20 protein-coding genes are annotated in these 17,273 nt (G+C 69.7%); 8 read left to right on the forward strand and 12 right to left on the reverse strand.

Features of this window, described 5'->3' with window-relative positions; genetic code table 11:
* Positions 1–4: 4 nt before the first annotated feature.
* From ABZX79_RS08735 to ABZX79_RS08775, 9 genes are all read right to left on the reverse strand, one after another.
* Positions 5–1,012, reverse strand: a complete 1,008-nt coding sequence (locus tag ABZX79_RS08735; RefSeq protein ID WP_355253588.1) for a chaplin family protein — start codon at positions 1,010–1,012, stop codon at positions 5–7.
* Positions 1,013–1,162: 150 nt separating this feature from the next.
* Positions 1,163–1,396, reverse strand: coding sequence for a chaplin (locus ABZX79_RS08740; RefSeq protein ID WP_355253731.1), 234 nt, complete (start codon positions 1,394–1,396; stop codon positions 1,163–1,165).
* Between the two features lie 238 nt (positions 1,397–1,634).
* Positions 1,635–2,360, reverse strand: coding sequence for a hypothetical protein (locus tag ABZX79_RS08745; RefSeq protein WP_355253590.1), 726 nt, complete (start codon positions 2,358–2,360; stop codon positions 1,635–1,637).
* Between the two features lie 98 nt (positions 2,361–2,458).
* Positions 2,459–2,803: a hypothetical protein gene (locus ABZX79_RS08750; RefSeq protein ID WP_355253592.1), complete on the reverse strand. Its 345-nt coding sequence runs from the start codon at positions 2,801–2,803 to the stop codon at positions 2,459–2,461.
* A gap of 111 nt (positions 2,804–2,914) precedes the next feature.
* Complete coding sequence (locus ABZX79_RS08755) at positions 2,915–3,046, reverse strand: hypothetical protein (protein ID WP_355253594.1); 132 nt, start codon at positions 3,044–3,046, stop codon at positions 2,915–2,917.
* Between the two features lie 26 nt (positions 3,047–3,072).
* Positions 3,073–4,332, reverse strand: coding sequence for a beta-ketoacyl-[acyl-carrier-protein] synthase family protein (locus ABZX79_RS08760; protein ID WP_355253596.1), 1,260 nt, complete (start codon positions 4,330–4,332; stop codon positions 3,073–3,075).
* Positions 4,329–4,565 (reverse strand): acyl carrier protein, encoded by a 237-nt coding sequence (locus ABZX79_RS08765; RefSeq protein ID WP_355253598.1) that lies wholly within the window; start codon positions 4,563–4,565, stop codon positions 4,329–4,331. Before ABZX79_RS08765 ends, ABZX79_RS08760 begins: the two co-directional genes overlap by 4 nt.
* Positions 4,566–4,698: 133 nt before the next feature.
* Positions 4,699–6,084 (reverse strand): MFS transporter, encoded by a 1,386-nt coding sequence (locus tag ABZX79_RS08770; protein ID WP_355253600.1) that lies wholly within the window; start codon positions 6,082–6,084, stop codon positions 4,699–4,701.
* Positions 6,085–6,410: 326 nt separating this feature from the next.
* The gene (locus tag ABZX79_RS08775) at positions 6,411–7,976 is read right to left on the reverse strand and encodes a DHA2 family efflux MFS transporter permease subunit (protein WP_355253602.1); all 1,566 of its coding nucleotides are present in this window, start codon (positions 7,974–7,976) and stop codon (positions 6,411–6,413) included.
* A 68-nt stretch (positions 7,977–8,044) separates the two neighbouring features.
* Between ABZX79_RS08775 and ABZX79_RS08780 the strand changes: the two genes are divergently transcribed.
* Positions 8,045–8,704 (forward strand): TetR/AcrR family transcriptional regulator, encoded by a 660-nt coding sequence (locus tag ABZX79_RS08780; RefSeq protein WP_355253604.1) that lies wholly within the window; start codon positions 8,045–8,047, stop codon positions 8,702–8,704.
* A 19-nt stretch (positions 8,705–8,723) separates the two neighbouring features.
* On the opposite strand, the gene ABZX79_RS08785 is transcribed toward ABZX79_RS08780, so the two are convergent.
* Positions 8,724–9,119, reverse strand: a complete 396-nt coding sequence (locus ABZX79_RS08785; RefSeq protein WP_355253606.1) for a VOC family protein — start codon at positions 9,117–9,119, stop codon at positions 8,724–8,726.
* 231 nt (positions 9,120–9,350) lie between these two features.
* Here ABZX79_RS08785 and ABZX79_RS08790 point away from each other — a divergent pair, with 231 nt between their 5' ends.
* Positions 9,351–10,238, forward strand: a complete 888-nt coding sequence (locus tag ABZX79_RS08790) for an MEDS domain-containing protein (RefSeq protein ID WP_355253608.1) — start codon at positions 9,351–9,353, stop codon at positions 10,236–10,238.
* Positions 10,232–10,711: an ATP-binding protein gene (locus tag ABZX79_RS08795; protein WP_355253610.1), complete on the forward strand. Its 480-nt coding sequence runs from the start codon at positions 10,232–10,234 to the stop codon at positions 10,709–10,711. Before ABZX79_RS08790 ends, ABZX79_RS08795 begins: the two co-directional genes overlap by 7 nt.
* An 11-nt stretch (positions 10,712–10,722) precedes the next feature.
* On the opposite strand, the gene ABZX79_RS08800 is transcribed toward ABZX79_RS08795, so the two are convergent.
* Entirely contained in the window at positions 10,723–11,280 is a 558-nt protein-coding gene (locus ABZX79_RS08800; protein ID WP_355253612.1) for a DM13 domain-containing protein, read from the reverse strand.
* A gap of 133 nt (positions 11,281–11,413) precedes the next feature.
* Between ABZX79_RS08800 and ABZX79_RS08805 the strand changes: the two genes are divergently transcribed.
* The 5 genes from ABZX79_RS08805 to ABZX79_RS08825 all read left to right on the forward strand — a co-directional run bounded on the left by ABZX79_RS08805 (position 11,414) and on the right by ABZX79_RS08825 (position 14,696).
* Complete coding sequence (locus ABZX79_RS08805; protein ID WP_355253614.1) at positions 11,414–11,830, forward strand: hypothetical protein; 417 nt, start codon at positions 11,414–11,416, stop codon at positions 11,828–11,830.
* 122 nt (positions 11,831–11,952) lie between these two features.
* The gene (locus tag ABZX79_RS08810) at positions 11,953–12,141 is read left to right on the forward strand and encodes a hypothetical protein (protein ID WP_355253616.1); all 189 of its coding nucleotides are present in this window, start codon (positions 11,953–11,955) and stop codon (positions 12,139–12,141) included.
* An 85-nt stretch (positions 12,142–12,226) separates the two neighbouring features.
* Positions 12,227–12,682: a TerB family tellurite resistance protein gene (locus ABZX79_RS08815; protein WP_355253618.1), complete on the forward strand. Its 456-nt coding sequence runs from the start codon at positions 12,227–12,229 to the stop codon at positions 12,680–12,682.
* Positions 12,683–12,944: 262 nt separating this feature from the next.
* On the forward strand, positions 12,945–13,415 hold the full coding sequence (locus ABZX79_RS08820; protein ID WP_355253620.1) for a TrkA C-terminal domain-containing protein: 471 nt from the start codon (positions 12,945–12,947) through the stop codon (positions 13,413–13,415).
* 3 nt (positions 13,416–13,418) lie between these two features.
* On the forward strand, positions 13,419–14,696 hold the full coding sequence (locus ABZX79_RS08825; protein ID WP_355253622.1) for a cation:proton antiporter: 1,278 nt from the start codon (positions 13,419–13,421) through the stop codon (positions 14,694–14,696).
* A gap of 1,601 nt (positions 14,697–16,297) precedes the next feature.
* Here ABZX79_RS08825 and ABZX79_RS08830 read toward each other — a convergent pair.
* Entirely contained in the window at positions 16,298–17,170 is an 873-nt protein-coding gene (locus ABZX79_RS08830) for an NAD(P)-binding domain-containing protein (protein ID WP_355253624.1), read from the reverse strand.
* Between the last annotated feature and the right edge of the window lie 103 nt (positions 17,171–17,273).

The raw sequence follows: 17,273 nt of genomic DNA on the forward strand, positions 1-17,273 counted from the left end.
CGATTCAGGCCTGCGGGGCCCTGTTCCGGCGGAACATCAGCACACCGCCGCCGAGCAGCGCGGCGGACATCGCAGCGGCGACTCCGAGCTCACCGGCGCCCGTGTCGGCCAGGCTCGGGGCCACGTGCGCGGCCGGGAGCACTCGCGCGGCCGGCGCGACGGCCGAAGGCTCGTCCACGGGCGGCTCGTTGACGGACGGCTCGTCGACGGGCAGCTCGGCGGTCGGGGGCTCGTGGGCCGGAGGCTGGTGCCGGGGCGGGACCTCAGCGGGAGGGCCGTTGCGGGGCGGCGTGTGGCCGGGAGGCTGCTCAGCCGGGGGCTTTTCGCCGGAGTCCTCGTCGCACGGCTCGTCATCGGGGTTCTCGTTCCGAGGCGGCTCGTGGCGAGGCGGCTCGTGCCGGGGCGGCTCGGCCCGAGGCGGCTCGCTCCGAGGCGGTTCGTGGCGAGGCGGCTCCGCCCGGGGCGGCTCATGGCGAGGCGGCTCCGCCCGAGGCGGCTCATGGCGAGGCGGCCCACTGTGGGGCGGCTCGCCACCGGGGTGGCCGGCAACGGGCGGCTCCTCACCGGGGTGGTTCCCGCCGGGGTGATCGTCACCCGGGTAATCGCCACCGGGGCGATCGCCCCCGGGGTGGCCCCCGCCCGGGCGGTCCTCACCCGGGTGGCCGCCACCAGGAGGGTTCCCGTGGCCGGGCCTGTCGTCACCAGGGGGCTGGCCGGGGCCGGGGCCGGGGCGACCGTGCCCGGGCTTGCCGTGGCCAGGCTTGGACGGTTTGGTCGAGTGGTCGACGTTGGCGCACTCGTTGCCGAAGGCCGGGTTCAGGAGGGCGATGATGTTGATGGTGTTGCCACACGCGTTCACCGGAACGTCCACAGGGACCTGAACGTTGTTGCCGGACGCAGCGCCCGGCGAGTTGGAGACATCCCCGTCGGCCCCGGAGTCCGCGAGAGCGGAGCCGCCGGTCATGGCGAGGAGCCCGGAGGCCGCCGCCGCGGCGAACACGCCTCTGCTCAAAACCTGTCGCACTTTGCCGTTCCCTGTCTTTCATACGTGCGGGCGAGCCGATTGCTCACACGCGATGAGGGAGGTTCAGTTGGCCCCCGAGCGCATGGGGTGCACTGGGGGGCCAACTGGGACCGAACACCTAGTGGTTCGGACTGGGAACTACTTGTTGATGCACTCGTTGCCAAAGGCCGGGTTCAGGAGCGCGATGATGTTGATGGTGTTCCCGCAGAGGTTGATCGGGACGTGAATCGGAACCTGAACGTTGTTGCCGGAGATGACACCCGGGTTGCCCTTGACATCCCCGTTCGCTCCGGCATCGGCGACGGCCGGGGAGGCGACACCGACGGCCAGGAGCGAGCCGGCGATGAATGCGGCGCTCTTCATGTACTTCACTTTAAGAACCTTTCCGGCGGCGACACCCACACAGCCACGTCCTTCGCGCTGCACGAGTCTGTTTTCTTCACGCCCGTAGCGTCGCCGTCGTCATCGGTAACGATCCGCTTCCACCGAGGAAACCCCATAAAAGAAGCTATCTTTCCACCGTCACCCGAACGCCCTAACATTCAATTACTCCGCACACCAATGCCCGGCCTCCCCCACAGGGAGAACCGGGTATTGGAGGCGCGGGCCGTCAGCCGGTTGTGCCGGGGGCCTTCGGCACTTCGGCGACGCCCGGAGCCTTCGGTACTTCGGCGACGCCCGGAGCCTTCGGTACTTCAGCGACGCCCGGAGCCTTCGGTACTTCAGCGGCCCCCGGGACCTTGGGCAGCGGAGGCAGCCCCGCGAGGTTCGGAGCCGGGAGGCCGCCGCCCACGACGATGCTGACGATCACGTTGAGGGTGGCGGTGATCGTGGCCACGACAGCCTCTGTCACCTTCGCCGCGTCACCCGCCTCCGCGGCCTTCAGCAGCACGTCGACCTTGGCACGCAGATCAGCGACCGCCTTGACCTTGAGGTCCTGGCCCGCGTCGGCCCGGGGCGTCACCACGGGCGGCAGGGCCGGTGCGGGACCGGCGGGGACTTCCAAGGCCGAGCCGGAGGCCTTGGGGAGGTCCTTCAGCGCCTCCTCGATCGCCTTCATGTGCTTGGCGATCTCGGCCGGTGACAACTTGCCGTTGGCGGCGATGACGGCGTCGAGGAGGTCGGCCACGGGGGTCAGCACACTGTCGATGTTCCTGAGCAGCTTCACCTGGGCGGTGAACTTGGCGGCATCCGGCAGCGGGTCTTCGACAGCGGAGGCGTCCGAGGCGAGCGCGGCCGGCACCGGGGCCGCTATCGCGCCTCCGGCCGAGCCGAACACCAGTGCCCCGCACACCACGGAGGAAACGACGAAACCGGCGGTCCGGGAAATGCGCATGCGAAGAGTCCTTACGTGAGGGGTGGGTCCCTGGAGAGTGGGGACAACGCCACCGTGCAACCGGTGGACACGCTCCGCAACTTTTCCCCCACGCTCCGTCAGTAGTGGATCGCCTTGTGGAAGTCCTGGAAGCTGTCTTCGCCGACGTCCGGAAGGACGGTCAGGAGTCCGGCCGGTCGCCCGTCGGGCGGATCGGCGTGAGCCGACTGTGCCGGTCCGGCAAGAGCCGCCGCCAGACCGGCGACGAGCGATACGGCAGCGGCGGCCGCGCTTCGATTCTTCATGACCTGCCAACGGCGCGGGCCGTCACAGGTCACGCGAGGCTGCTGCGATCGGGCACGCGCTCTGAAGAAGCGCAGCGTCAAGTCCGCGACCTCCTCGGCCTTTTCGAGTACGACCCAGTGGTCGGCGTCCCGGACGTACCGGCCCGGGTCGAGACACATCAGTGGTTCCGTCACCAGCGTGGCGAAGCCGTCCCATGGCGGTGCACAGGATGTCCCATCCCGGGCCGGGCGGCAGGGGCGCCGCGCTGCCCATGCCGGGCAGGTCCGCGGTCACCACGCTCGCCACCGGGCCGAGGCGCCCGGTTCCGTGCTCGGTCCGGTGACCGGGCCGGTTCGCTTCAGCAGGCGGTAGGAGTAGCGCAGCCCGTCCACCGACAGCGAGCGAACCGTTTCCTCGGGCATGCTCCTTCTCCCTCTCGACGTGCGGATCACAGGTGGCTGCGCGTGAGGACCAGCGCGGCATTGTGGCCGCCGAAGCCGAGCGATGTCTTGACGGCACAGTCGAACGCGGCGGGACGGGCGGCCTTCGCGACCACCTCCACCGGGATGCGTGGATCCAGCGACTCCAAGTTGGCCGTCGGCGGGACGAGTTGGTTTTCGAGGGCAAGTACGGTCAGAGCGGTTTCGATGCCGCCGGCCGCGCCCAGGGTGTGGCCCGTCATGGCCTTGGTCGAGGTGACGAGTGGGTCCGCGCCCAGGAGGCGGTGCAGCATCGTCGCCTCGATGAGGTCGTTGAACACCGTTGACGTGCCGTGCGCGTTGACGTGGCCGATGTCGGACGGCGTAACGCCTGCGTCCGTCAGCGCGGCCCGCAGCGCGCTTTCGATGCCCTTGCCCTCGGGGTCGGGAGCGACGGCCGAGTACGAGTCGCTGGACGCGCCGTAACCGGCGATGCCCGCCCGGATCCGGGCGCCGCGCGCGGCGGCGTGCTCGGGGCGTTCCATGACCAGCAGGCCGGAACCCTCGCCGACGACGAAGCCGTCGCGGTCCGCGTCGAACGGGCGGCAGGCCGCGGCGGGGGCGTCGCGGCGGGTGGACACCGCTCGCATCTGGCAGGCGCTGGCGATCAGCAAGCGCGAGCAGACCGACTCGGCGCCGCCGGCGATGGCGATGTCGCAGGCGCCGGTACGCAGCATCTGGTGTGCGGTGCCGATCGCCACGGTGCCGGAGGAGCAGGCGGTGGAGACAGCCATGCTCGGGCCGCGTGCGCCGAGGTCCATGCAGACGCTGCTGGCCGCGCTGTTGACCACGGTCAGCGGGGCGAGCTTGGGGGACACCCGGCGCGGGCCCTTCGCGGACAGTACGGCGTGCTGGTCGTCGTAGAAGGGGAGGCCTCCATGGGCGGATCCGACGACCACCGCTACCCGGCCGCTGTCCCAGACCGACGGGTCGAGGCCGGCGTCCGCGACTGCCTCGCGGGCGGCCAGTACCGCGAGTTGGGAGAAGCGGTCCATCAGACGCTGGGCCGCTACGCCCAGGAGTTGCGCCGTGTCGAGGTCTTCGGCGGGGATGGCGTACATGAAGTCGCAGGGCAAGTCACGGAGTTCCTCGCGCGGGCCCACGGAGGAGCCGCGGACCTCGCCGCGCGTGACGTTTCGCCACGCCTCGTCGACGCCGACCCCTGCCGCTGTGACCAGGCCGAGTCCTGTCACGGCCGCCGTGAAGGGCGGGGTCGCCGGCCTGGTCATCCGAGGGTCCTTCTGCGTACGAGCTCGACGAGCTCGCCCACGGTGTTGCGCGTCGTCAACGCCGCGTCTTCCAGGTCGATTTCCAGCTGGTCCTCGATGAGGATGCGGAATTCTTCCAGCGCGAGGGAATCCATGCGCAATTCGTAGAGTGGGATCTCGGGGCGGACGGCCGCTGGGTCAACTCCGAATTTCTCCACCATCAGCGTGCTGACGGCATCTGTCGCACTGGCCACTCGTCGCTCCTCCGAGTTCGTCCGGCAACCTTTATACGCGCCTGCCCGGACGGGGCCTTACAACGTTCGCCCGATGTAATGAGGGCTAGCGCGTGCGTACGGATTGCGGTGAAATTCCAGGGGAGTTCGAGATTCAATGCACGTGGGGTCCGCCGGTCATCCTCGGTTTCCCCCGGGGGACAAGAGCCAGGGCTATGACCGCGCTCGCGGCGGCTGCGAGGGCGCAAACGGTGAACGCGTTGGTGAAACCGGTGGTCTCTGTGACGCTTTGGGCTCCGCCCTCGATGCGGCCCTGGATGCTGGCGGCCGCGATCGTGGAGACCACCGCCACGCCTATCGAGCCGCCCACCTCGTGGAAGGTGTTGACCACTGCGGAGGCAAGGCCCGCCTCGTGGTGTTCCACCATCGCCAGCGCGGTCGTGGTGGCGGTGACGAAGACGGCGCCGAGGCCCAGGGACGCGACGACCAGGCCCGGGAGGAGGGTGGCGTACACGCTGCCGTCTGCGGTGAGTTGGGTGAGGGGGACCGTTCCCGCTGCCGCGAGCGCCAGGCCCGTCACCGCGGTCGTACGGCTGCCGATGCCGCTGATGAGGCGGGATGCGAGGTGAGCGCCGATGCCTGTCGCCACTGCCACCGGCAGGAATACCAGGCCGGTGCGCAGTGGGCTGAGGCCGCGGGCGTGCTGGAGGTAGACCGAGCCGAGGAAGAAGAACGCGATCAGCAGCGCGGTCGCGATCAGCATCAGGAACGCGCCCGCGAGGACCGGCCGCCGGGTGAACATCTTCAGGTCCATGAGCGGGGCGTGGGTGGCGCGTTCCACGGCGGCGAAGAGGGCGTAGAGGGCGGCGGCGGAGGCGAGTGGAATCAGGGTGGCGGGGGCCGTCCAGCCGGTGTCGCCTGCCTTGACCAGGCCGTAGATGAGGGCGCCGGTGGCGGCGGTCACCAGGAGCGCGCCGGGGAGGTCGAGCCGGGTCGGCTGGGGGGCGCGGGGCGGGACCAGGGCGGGGACGGCGGCCAGCAGGGCGAGGCCGACGGGCACGTTGACGTAGAAGACCCACTGCCAGCCGGGGCCCGCGGTCAGGGCGCCGCCGAGCAGGACACCGGCGGCGGAACCGGTGCCGCCGATGGCGGCCCATACGCCCAGCGCCTTGTTGCGTTCCTTGCCGTGGAAGGTGGTCGTGAGGAGGGCCAGTGCGGCCGGGGACAGCAGGGCCGCGCCGATGCCTTGGGCTGTGCGGCCGGCGAGGAGGGTGGGGGCGGTTTCGGCCAGGCCGGTGGCCAGGGAGGCTGCGGTGAAGAGCGCCAGGCCGGCTGCGAGTGTGCGGCGGGCACCGAAGGCGTCGCTCAGCCTGCCTCCCAGGAGCATCAGGCCGCCGAAGCAGAGGGTGTACGCGGTGACGACCCAGGTCAGCGTCGGGCGGTCCAGGCGGAGGTCGGCTGCCATGTCGGGCAGGGCGACGTTCACGACGGTGACGTCGAGGATCAGCATGAACTGGGCCACGCAGACTACGGCGAGCATGGCCCAGCGGCGGGGGGCGGTTGCTGCTTCCTGGGGCTCTGGGGTCGGTCCCGCGCCGCGGCGTCTCCTCGGGCGCCGAACGTTCGGGTAGCGCGTTGTTTCTTCGGGCTCGTTGCGTTCGACGCCCTGCGGGGAGCGCCCCGGCACGTCCCCTCCTGGCACCGGGATGCGTTGCCCGGGACCGGGCGGAACCGGGATGGGGGGCGGGGGGCCAGGCGATACCTGCTTGGGGTGCGGGTCCTGCGGGGTGGGGGCTGGCGGGTCCTGCGGGGTGGGGGCTGGCGGGTCCTGCGGGGTGGGGGCTGGGTTGGGCTGGGTGGGCATTGTTAGTCCTTGAGTGTGGTGGGGGTGGTGGGAGTGGTGGTGGGGGTGCGGGGGGCGAAGATCAGGGCCGCTGTTACGCCCAGGGCTGCTGCCGCTGCTGCGGCGGCCATCGCCGGGGCCATGCCCTCCACGAACGCCCGGCGGGCCGCGTCGGCGAAGGCCTGGCCCGCTTCTGGTGGCAGGTGGCGGGCCGTCGCCAATGCCGTGCCCAGGGATTCCCGGGCGGCCGCCAGAGCCTCCGGGGGTACGGCGCCGCTGTGCGGGGACTCGGTGAGGGCTGTGCGGTAGCCGCCGGAGAGCAGGCTGCCGGTGACCGCGACGCCGATCGCCGAGCCGAGTTGGATGGACGCACTGTTGGTGGCCGAGCCGACGCCCAGGTCCGGTTCCGGGAGGGAGCCGACGATCGCGTCGCTGGTGGACGTGATGACGAACCCGGCCCCCGCGCCCAGCAGCAGCATCGCCGTCAGTACGCGGGCGTAGCCGTCGGTGGGGGTGGTCGTGCCCAGGACGGCTGCCGCTGCCAGCAGCAGGGCCAGGCCCGTCGCCGAGATGGTCCGTACGCCGATACGCGGCGCCAGTACGCCCGCCAGCGGGCCCGCGATCAACAGCGCGAGGGCTGCCGGGCCGAGCCGGAGGCCGGTCTGCCCGGCGTCGTAACCGAGGACGAACTGGAGGTACTGGACGGTGACGAAGAGCGTGCCGATCAGGGTGAAGGAACCGAGCAGGATCAGTACGTCGCCCGATGCGAGGGACCGGTTGCGGAAGATGCGCAGGGGCAGCATCGGGGCCGTGGTCGACCGCTGACGGGCGATGAAGGCCGTGAGGAGCAGTGCGCCGGCTGCGCACGCGGTTTGTATCGCGGGGCTGGTCCAGCCGCGGGACGGGGCCTCGATCACCGCCCACAGGAGGGTGGCGACGGTTGCCGTCGAGAGGAGCGCTCCGGGTACGTCCGGGCGGGTGGGGGTGGGGGAGAGGGAGTTCGGGACCAGGTACGCGGCGGCCACCAGGCCCGCTATGCCTATCGGGAGGTTGATCAGGAACACCGAGCCCCACCAGAAGTGGCTCAGCAGCCAGCCGCCCGCCATGGGGCCGACGACCGTTCCGACGCCGACGGCCGCCGACCAGATGCCGATCGCCTTCGTACGCTCGGCGCCGCGCGGGAAGACGTTCCCGATGACCGCGAGCGTGGCCGGCATGATCAGCGCCTCGCCGACGCCCATCACGCCCCGCGCCACGATCAGCGTCGTAACGGATCCGGCGTACGCCGCTGCCACGGAGGCCGCGGTGAAGAGGGCCAGGCCGGTCATGAACACCCACTTGCGGCCCAGGCGGTCCGCGAGGCTTCCGCAGAACAGCACGAGGCTGCCCGCCATGAGCAGGTAGCTGTCGACGATCCACTGGAGCTGGCTGGTGGTCGCGCCCAGTTCGCTGACGAGGGTGGGCAGGGCGACGTTCAGCACGGTGGTGTCCAGGCCGACTACGAACAGGCTCACGCCCAGTACGGAGAGGGTGAGCCATGGGCTGGTGGTGGTGGTGATGGGTGGGGCTGGTGCTCTGGTGATTGGCATGAACTGTACTGTACGGAACAGTTCATATGAACTCAACTGTTCAGTTCAGTTGAGTGTTAAGGTTGGGCATGAGTTTGGACAGCAAGCAGTCCCCGAGCGGGCCCCGCGCCGCCCTCAAGCGGCAGGCGATCGTCCGGGCCGCCCGTGAGGCGTTCCTGCGCGAGGGCTTCGGGGTCGGCATGGACGCCATCGCCGCCGGGGCGGGCGTGTCCAAGGTGACGGTCTACAACCACTTCGGCAGCAAGGAAGCGCTGTTCACGGCGGTCATCACCGAGGCCCTCGACGAGCCGCTCGGCAGCGCGTCCGCCGCTGCTCTGGAAGGGCTCGCCGAGGCCGAGGATCTTCGTACCGCGCTTGTCGAGGCCGCGAGGGCCTGGGTCAACGCCGTCAGGACCAACCAGGACGTCATCGCCCTGCGCAACCTCGTCGCCGCCGAGCTGCACCGCTTCCCGGAACTGGGCGAGGCATGGAAGGGCCACGGGCCGGAGGGGCACCATCCGGCCGTCGCGGCGGCCCTGCGCAGCCTGGCCGACCAGGGGCGGCTCGTCATCGTCGATGTGGAGGTGGCGATCATCCAGCTGTACTCGCTGCTGGTTTTCCCGCACATCGTCTTCAGTGCGTACGGCACGGACATCGACGACGGTCTTACGGAGCGCCTGATCACGGGTGGAGTGGACATGTTCCTGTGCCACTACGGCCCGAAGGGGTCAGGAAGCGCTGCCTCCTGACCCCGCTGGTTGTGGGTTCTCAGTCTTCCTTGCCGCCGCTGCCGTACGGGCGGGTGATCGCTTCCAAGCCGTGGCCGGCAGGATCCGTGAAGTACACGCCGCGACCGCCGTCATTGCGGTTGATCTCGCCGGGTTGCTTGCCGTGCGGATCGGCGTAGTACGTGATTCCGGCGTCCTGGATGCGCTGGAAGATCCCGTCGAACTCTTTCTCGGTGACGAGGAAGGCGTAGTGCTGGACGGTGATCGACTCCGCCGGGATGGTCGCGAAGTCCAGGGTGACGCCGTTGCTCAGCTCTATGGCGATGAACGGGCCCCACTCGGCCGAGATCTCCAGGCCCATGACGTGGGCGAAGAACTCGGCGGATTCCCGGTTGTTCCGGGAGTGAACGATGGTGTGATTCAGCTGTACTGGCACTGTGGAATGCCTCCGTAAGGCAAACTCACGGGCTACCTCCATGCCTCACCCAGTCGGTGACCGACACGCGATGCCGTGCGGTGAGCGTAAGCCGAACTGCCGTTCGTGTCACGTGATCACGATCAGCCGCCGGTCCATTCGGGTGCCGTCGCGCGACTTCGGTGACGGCTACTCAACTCCTTCCGCTATCCATATGGTTGGACAGAGAGTAAGAAGGGATCCTCAGAAGCGATGCATGAGCGGGCAGACGCGCATCCGGGCCTCATGCCCGTACAGGGCATGCGAGCGGGTGACCATGCGTTTCTCAGTTACGAGGACGACGAAACCAACTGGGACGCGCTCATCACGTACACCCGCACCGGACTGGCACGCGGTGAGAAAGTGATCATCTTCGCAGCGCCGCAGCTCGACCCCGACGTCGTACGCACGCGACTGGACGGCACCAGCCGGCTGCTCGCCGAGGCCCGCGGGCGGGGGCAGCTGACCCACAGCAGCATGCGCGCACTGATCCGGCCCGACCGCGGCTTCACCCCCGAGCGGCAGTGGGAGCGTCTCCGCGAGGAGACAGCGCTCGCCGTCGCGCAGGGCTACCAGGGGCTGCGGGCATTCATCGACATGCACTGGGTGGCGGACCTCGACGCCGACGTCGAGACGATGATGTACCGCGAATCCCACGCCGAGCATTTGTTTGAGGGGCGGCCGTACAACGAGATCTGCTCCTACGACCGGCGCGCGTTCGACGACGACGTACTCGACGCCATGTCGGACGCGCATCCCCGGTCACTTCTCGACACCCTCGGTGAGCTGCGGATTGTGCACTCCGAGGGGTCAGTCCGACTCGCGGGCGAGGCGGACCACGCCACCCGTGACCCTTTCCTGACCGCCCTGCGCGACGCACTGGGGCGGACCGCCGGGATCCGGCGGCTGCTGGTGGATCTGATGCCTCTGCACTTTCTCGGCGTACGGTGCGCCCTCGACCTCATCGACCACATCGCCGGGGCCGCCGGGCACGACGGCGTCGAGGTCCGGTGCGGCGCCGCGCAGGCCGGGTTGTTGCGCAGACTCGGCTCGGAGCAGGTCCGGCGCCTCACGCTGACGGAGGCGGTCCGGGAATGGTGACCGAAGGGGTGCACCTCAACAGTGGCGGGCCGCAGGAGCGGCTGCTGGAGTTCGACTTCACCGGGGAGGACGTGCCCAGGCTGCGCGTACTGGTCGACCAGTACGCCGCCTGGGCCGGGCTGGCGGAGCCCCGGCGGGGCGACTTCGTCCTCGCGGCGGACGCGGTGGCGACGAACGCCGTCGAGCACGGCGGGGGGCGCGGCAGGCTGCTGCTGCACCGTTCTCCCGGGGTACTCGAATGCACGATCAGCGACTCGGGGCCCGGCTTCGCACCGTCTGTGATCCCGGACCTGGCCCCGGGTCTGGGCGGCAGCCACTGCGGGCGGGGGCTTTGGCTTACGCGGCTCATTACTGATCGGCTGGTTATTACGGGTGGGAGTGGTGGTGCTGGTGCTGGTGGTGGTGCTGGTGGTTTGAGTGGTGCTGGTGGTGGCGGCAGTGTTGTGGCGTTCACGATGGGGCTGCCGGGCTGAGTCTTAAGTTGTTATGCGGGGGCGGCGAGCTTCGCGGCGCCGAAGGAGACGTCGAAGCGGTCGCACCAGATGCTGACACTCGTGAGGCCCTTCAGGTCGAGGTCGGCGGGCAGCGCGTAGTTCTGGTTGCCCTTGTTGCCCTTGAGCTTGCCCAGGCTCACGTACTTGCCGTCGTCGAAGACGTGCCAGCCGTCCTTGCCTTCCTTCACCGGCGCATCGGTGAGCCAGACGCGCAGGTCCGGGCCGTTGCTGGTGTCGAGGTTCTCCAGGCGGAGGGTGCGGGAGCCGTCGGGGAGCCGGATGACCTTCACTGTGCCGCTGGTGCGGTGCTCGTGGCTGATCAGGGTCCCGGAGGCGAGGGTCCGCAGGGCGGGCGGGCTGGACGGGGCGGGCGTGGCGTCCGGCGTGGCGGGCGGTTGGGTGGCGGGGGCCGCGGCGGGGAGTTCGTCCTGCACCGTGTCGTCCACCCACAGCTTCCACGGCTGGAACCAGTACAGACCCACGCCCGCCACCAGCATTCCGACGAGCAGTATTCCAATGACCACGGGCTTGCGGAGTATGTGCCTCATGCGTCCATTCAACGCCCCAAAGACCGCTCCGACCTCGGCATTTCCGTGACGAAAGTCTTACGCCGCTAGCCCGGTGGAGGGTACTTGGGCGTCGTACGGCTATGAACCGGCCCGCCCGTGGGACGAGAGGCACATGCCTGCCATGTGCCACGTCCAGCGCGCGACGCGCAGCGGCGCGCTGACGGCGCCGCTGATGTTCGCCGCGGTGTTCGCCGTGGTGTTCGCCGTGGTGCTGGGCGAGGGCGGGTCGGGCGGGTCCGTACCGGCCCGGGCGCAGGTGGCGTTGGTCGCCGAGTCAGCTCTCGGGGGTGGCGAGTGCCAGCCCTCGGACGCCGTCGACAGTGAAGTGCGCGGAGCCGGTGAGAGCGCCCGGGGTGCCCGGCGGGCGCGCGTGAGGAGTAGGAACAGGGGCCGGGCGGTGGGGGCGGAGGCGTCGTACCGGCGTACGGGGGACAGGAGGCGGTTCCTCCGCCCGGTCGGGCGGAGGAACGTGCCGGTCGATGTGCCGGCGGCTTGCGCGGTGCAGCGGTGGGTGGTTCTGCGCTGCTGAGGGGGCCGGTGGCCGACGACCGTGCGTAGCCGCCGCCGTCGCCGCCGCCTGCGCCGGCGCCGTTTCGGCGCCTGAGCTGATCACGATCACGATCACCCTCGACGTAAGGACGTTCATTCACCATGCACATCGACCCGTACGCCGCCCTGAACGCCATGGTGCGCGCCGAAGTCGCCCGCTCCTCCGAGCCGCAGCACTCCAACGCGGCCGGTGAAGCAGACGCCCCGAACCACACCAGCAGCACCGGTGGCGACACCAGTGACAACAGCTGCGGCGGCGAAGCGGACCCGTCGGTCGATCGCCCCCGCTGATAGCTTCTGTTGGGTTGTAGAAGTCACGTGCGGGCAAACGAGCCCGCGCAAGCCCGACCGACACACAGACGGAGTTGAAGTTCTCATGGCCCTGTGGGACCGCATCAAGGAATCCGCCCAGACGATGCAAACCCAGCTGGAGGCGAAGAAGAACGACCTCAAGAGCGGCTCCTTCCGTGACGCAAGCATGGCCATGTGCGCCCTGGTCGCCGCCGCCGACGGCACCATCGACCCGGCCGAGCGCCAGCGGGTGGCCCAACTCATCGCCACCAACGAGGTGCTGAAGAACTTCGCCGCCGACGACCTCCAGCGCCGCTTCGACGACTACCTGAACAAGCTCACGACCGACTTCGCCTTCGGCAAGGTCAGCGTGCTCCAGGAGGTCGCCAAGGCCAAGAAGAAGCCGGCCGAGGCGCGCGCCGTCATTCAGATCGGCATCGTCATCGGCGGCGCCGACGGCGACTTCGACAAGGCCGAGCAGGCCGTCGTACGGGAGGCGTGCTTCACGCTCGACCTCCCGCCGCACGAGTTCGACCTGTAGCGGCACGCGAGGCGGCGGCGCTCCCCGGCGGGGGAGGCCGCCGCCTTCGTCGCGCCCGAGCTGCATGCGCCTGAGCTGCGTGCGCCATAGCTGCGCATCTGTCTGTCCGGCCGATACGCCCAACAGGAGCCCCGCGCACGTCCGGAGTAGGGTAATGCCATGGCAAAGTAGCCGGTCGCTCTGTGTGCGTTTGTGCGTTTTCGGCCGCCGTGCCCGGGAGCCCATACGTGCCGCGGCCGGGCAGCAGACCGGGAGGCAGACCATGGGCACGCGCCGCACCACGTTGCCGGGAGTCGGCACGCAGTACGACTTCACCACCGAGAGCGGCCAGCACATCTCGGTTGTCGTACACAAGGACGGTCGGCGCTTCATCGGCTTCTACGACCGTGACGATCCCGACGCGTGCCTGCTCTCCGTACCCCTGTCGACCGACGAGGCCACGGCCCTCGCCCACCTGATCGACGCGGCGCCCATCGACGCCGTACGCACGGATGGGATCGATCTCGTCACCGAGCACATCCAGGTGAGCAGCAAGTCGCCGTACGCCGGACGGCCGCTCGGTGACACCCGGGCGCGCACCCGTACCGGCGCGTCGATCGTCGCCGTACTCCAGCGAACGGCGGCGACACCGTCACCCGGGCCGGATTTCCGCCTCTCCATCGGGGACACGCTGGTGGTCGTCGGCACCCGCGAGGGCGTCGACGCGCTCGTCGAGATCATGTCGGGGGGCTGAGCCGTGCACAACACCACCGCGCTGCTGATAGAACTCGGCTCGCTCATCCTGGCCCTCGGCTTGATAGGCAGACTGGCGGGGCGCGTCGGCCTCTCCCCCATACCCCTCTACTTGCTGGCAGGGCTCGCCTTCGGACACGGCGGTCTGCTGCCGCTCAATGCGAGCGAGGACTTCATAGCCGTCGGCGCCGAGATCGGCGTCATCCTGCTGCTGCTTCTGCTGGGGTTGGAGTACAGCGCCTCCGAGTTGGTGACCAGCCTCAAGACCCAATACCCGTCGGGGGCGGTGGACTTCGTCCTCAACGCGACACCGGGGGCTGTCGCGGCGATCCTCCTCGGCTGGGGCCCGGTGGCGGCCGTCGCGCTGGCGGGTGTCACCTGGATCTCCTCGTCAGGGGTCATAGCCAAGGTCCTCACCGATCTGGGGCGCCTCGGTAACCGTGAGACGCCGGTCGTCCTCGGCATCCTGGTGATGGAAGACCTGTCGATGGCGGTCTACCTGCCCCTGCTGACCGCGCTGCTCGCGGGCGTCGGCCTGGCGGGCGGGAGCGTGGCGCTCGTGATCGCACTCGGTACGGTCGGGCTGGTCCTGTACGTCGCGCTGCGGCACGGGCGCCTGATCAGCCGGGCGGTCTCGTCGGACAACCCGGAGATGCTGCTGCTGGTTGTGCTGGGGCTGACGGTGCTGGTGGCAGGGGTAGCGCAGCAGCTTCAGGTGTCGGCGGCGGTAGGCGCGTTCCTGGTCGGCATCGCGCTGTCGGGGGACGTGGCGGAGGGCGCACGGCGACTCCTCACTCCCCTCCGGGACCTTTTCGCAGCCGTTTTCTTTGTTTTCTTCGGCTTGTCGACCGACCCGGCGGACATCCCCCCGGTGCTGTTGCCCGCGCTGCTGCTGGCGATCGTGACGGCGGTCACGAAGATCGCCACGGGCTGGTACGCCGCCAGGCGGGCCGGCATCGGTTCGCGCGGCCGGCTGCGGGCGGGTGGGGCGCTGGTGGCGCGGGGCGAGTTCTCGATCGTGATCGCGGGCCTGGCGGTCGCGACGGAGCCCCGGATCGGCCCGATCGCCACGGCGTACGTCCTGATCCTGGTGATCCTGGGCCCGCTGGCGGCACGGTGGACGGAGCCACTGGTGTCGCGATTGGGGAGGGGGCGGGGCCGGGGCAGGGGCAGAGGCAGGGGCCTGACCCGGGGAGAGGGAACCGGTGGTACGGCCGCGACGCGGGCATCCGCCGCACCCCCTGCAGAAGAGACGATCGCGCCGGTGTCACCGACCCCGTAGCGCGAGGGCGGGGGGCGTAACCAAGGATCGCTTCTGGGGGTTTCGGGCCGTCCCGAGCGCTCGAGTGTCGGTGGGCCGTGACGCCGCGTCAAGGGCGCTCCTGCGTCGCGTCGCTACGCGATGGACCTACGGCCCACCCTTGACCCGCCGCCCCGGCCCACCGCTAACGCTCATACGGGGACGGCCCAAAGAAAAACGCCCTGCACGGGGACTGGGGAAGCGGCGCGGGTCGACTTGGTGGCTTGCGGCCCGGTGGGTGGGGCGCACGAGGCCTATGGGGCGGCCCGGCCCCAGCCCCAGCGACCGCAGGAACGGCCGCTGGTGCAACACCCCCATTCCCACGCACACGAGCACCCACGCAGGCGGACGGCCGACCGACCGACCGAGTCGACCTGCGGATTCCTGACCTGCGCGGATGTGACGCGACAGTTGAATGGGGTGACTCAGCCGGGTGTGGCGTCCACCCCGGCCGGTGGCCGGCTGGGCAGCAAGCAGGTTGCTGATGTGAGTGGGTGGAGGGGCGCCCAGGGGCGGGTGGGTCCTGCCGACGGCCTGGCCGAATGAAACGACCGGGCTCGCAGGCTGGCTCGACACTCCCGGCCAAGCCAACAGTGGTTCGAAGCTTCCGGCCCGACCGGTAGGGGCGGCGCACGCTCTCGGCCCGCCAGTGGGACAGCCGACACTCTCGGCCGGACAGATGAACAAGTTGACGACTCTCGGTCGGCGTGTAGGGCTTTGTCCCGGCTCCCGCACCGGCGGGATGGGACGAACTCAGCACATGACACACAGGCGCGCCCTTTTCACCCCGTTTTCACCCCCTGCGAGAGGCCTCGACGTGCGCCATGCGTGGGGGTTCGTTGCAGCCAATGGCGCGGCGCAGGCAGGCGGCTCCCGACGGCCCACCAGTCACACCGGCCCCCACCGGCACCCGGTGGGGCGGGCTCGGCCGCCTCGGGGCGTGATCACGGCGGGCCGGTGGGCGAGGGACCGACTGGGCGGTGAGGCTGATGAGACGGGCAGGGATGGTGGGACGACGTCCTGCTGATGTGTGGCTGGTGCGGCGGCACGTCGGCCACGACTGGGGAACGGTCCCGGTTATTAACCAGGTGGATGGGACGAACCCGGCAGAAGACGAACCAGGGCATCCCATTTGCCCTACTTTCGGAGCATCGGGAAGGGCTCGACATGTGTCACATGCCGGTTTCATTGCGCGCCAACAGCCCGGCTCGGACTTCGGCGTGCACCTAATCCACCAGATGCCGATGCCCGACGGCCCACCAACCCCAGCGACCACGACTGCTTCGCCTCCCCCAGTCGACGCGCGGTGTGCCGTCGAGCACGACCCCTGCGGTCCGGAGCGCCGCCATGAGCCGGTGTCTCACCCACAGCAGTCCCGCTTTCGTCGTGGATGGGCTTCAGCCGAAGCATCGGAACGCGACTAACCCACCACAGGACGACTGTCGGGGCAGCAGGTCCTGCTGGTGCGGCAGGAGTGGATGGGGCGGCAGCCCGGCAGCCTCCACCGCCTCGGCCCCCGCAGCGTTCCGTCATCGCCGTGCGTGGGGTTGAGTCGCAGCAACGGATACCTTGTCGAGCTGCGACTACGCCTTGGCCGTCTTCATTAGCTCCACCAGACTGGAGAAGCTGTCCGCCGCGTGCCCGGCGTCCATGCCGCGCCGGAACAGAGCGGCCACGGCGGCCGGCAGCGCTGTGTCGACGCCCGCGTCGGCGTTGGTGTGCAGAACGTGTTCGACGCTGGCCATGCCCATGGCGAGGCGGTCCACGTCGCCACTGTGCTCGCCGGCGTCGATGCGTTCGGCGTAGAAAGAGAGAAAGCCCGGCATCCCGGTCATGGTCTCGGCGGCGTGCGGGAGGACGTCCGCCGCCGTGAGGCCGTTGGCGTCGGCGAGGGCGATGGCCTGCCAGTAACTGAGCATGGACGTCCAGAACATGACCATGCCGATTTGGTACATGAGCGCCGCCAGGCCGGGATCGTCGCCCCGGTAATCCGTGCCGGTCAGGACTTCGAGGGTGGACCGGTGCGCCTCGAACACCTCGCGCGGACCGCTGTAGAAGGTGGACGACTCGGGCTGCCCGATGCCGGAAGGCGGGACGGTGACGCCACCGGTGAGGTGGACCGCGCCATGCGCGGACACCCACCGTGCCCCGGCGCGCGTCTTCTCCGGGGTGTCGGAGCTGAGGTTGACGAGCACACGGCCGGTCAGGGCGTGAGACGCCGGCTCCAGCACGGCGTACATCGCGTCGTAGTCGGTGAGGCTCAGGACGACCAGCTCATTGGCGGCGAGGGCGTCTTCGACGCTCTTTGCGAGTACGGCGCCGCGCGCGACGAGGGCATCGGCACGGGACGCGGTGCGGTTCCAGACGGTGACGTGGTGGCCCTCGTCGAGTAAGGCGTGGACCATCGCCTGCCCCATCGGGCCGAGTCCGATGACGGTCACGGGCTGCTTGCTCATGGGGAAGACCTCCGCTGTACGTGTTCACGAGTACGGACTAAAACGATCGCTCTATCCAGAGCGTGGAGGCAATGTAGCACGGCTCTAAAACGAACGCTCTAAC

It is taken from the genome of Streptomyces sp. NPDC002994, assembly GCF_040611155.1.
Lineage (GTDB): Bacteria > Actinomycetota > Actinomycetes > Streptomycetales > Streptomycetaceae > Streptomyces.

Coding starts and splice junctions, on each gene's coding strand:
- ABZX79_RS08745 (WP_355253590.1), bottom strand. CDS start 2,360: ATGCGCATTTCCCGGACCGCCGGTTTCGTCGTTTCCTCCGTGGTGTGC.
- ABZX79_RS08750 (WP_355253592.1), bottom strand. CDS start 2,803: ATGTGTCTCGACCCGGGCCGGTACGTCCGGGACGCCGACCACTGGGTC.
- ABZX79_RS08755 (WP_355253594.1), bottom strand. CDS start 3,046: ATGCCCGAGGAAACGGTTCGCTCGCTGTCGGTGGACGGGCTGCGCTAC.
- ABZX79_RS08760 (WP_355253596.1), bottom strand. CDS start 4,332: ATGACCAGGCCGGCGACCCCGCCCTTCACGGCGGCCGTGACAGGACTC.
- ABZX79_RS08770 (WP_355253600.1), bottom strand. CDS start 6,084: ATGCTCGCCGTAGTCTGCGTGGCCCAGTTCATGCTGATCCTCGACGTC.
- ABZX79_RS08775 (WP_355253602.1), bottom strand. CDS start 7,976: ATGCCAATCACCAGAGCACCAGCCCCACCCATCACCACCACCACCAGC.
- ABZX79_RS08780 (WP_355253604.1), top strand. CDS start 8,045: ATGAGTTTGGACAGCAAGCAGTCCCCGAGCGGGCCCCGCGCCGCCCTC.
- ABZX79_RS08790 (WP_355253608.1), top strand. CDS start 9,351: ATGCATGAGCGGGCAGACGCGCATCCGGGCCTCATGCCCGTACAGGGC.
- ABZX79_RS08795 (WP_355253610.1), top strand. CDS start 10,232: ATGGTGACCGAAGGGGTGCACCTCAACAGTGGCGGGCCGCAGGAGCGG.
- ABZX79_RS08800 (WP_355253612.1), bottom strand. CDS start 11,280: ATGAGGCACATACTCCGCAAGCCCGTGGTCATTGGAATACTGCTCGTC.
- ABZX79_RS08805 (WP_355253614.1), top strand. CDS start 11,414: ATGCCTGCCATGTGCCACGTCCAGCGCGCGACGCGCAGCGGCGCGCTG.
- ABZX79_RS08810 (WP_355253616.1), top strand. CDS start 11,953: ATGCACATCGACCCGTACGCCGCCCTGAACGCCATGGTGCGCGCCGAA.
- ABZX79_RS08815 (WP_355253618.1), top strand. CDS start 12,227: ATGGCCCTGTGGGACCGCATCAAGGAATCCGCCCAGACGATGCAAACC.
- ABZX79_RS08820 (WP_355253620.1), top strand. CDS start 12,945: ATGGGCACGCGCCGCACCACGTTGCCGGGAGTCGGCACGCAGTACGAC.
- ABZX79_RS08830 (WP_355253624.1), bottom strand. CDS start 17,170: ATGAGCAAGCAGCCCGTGACCGTCATCGGACTCGGCCCGATGGGGCAG.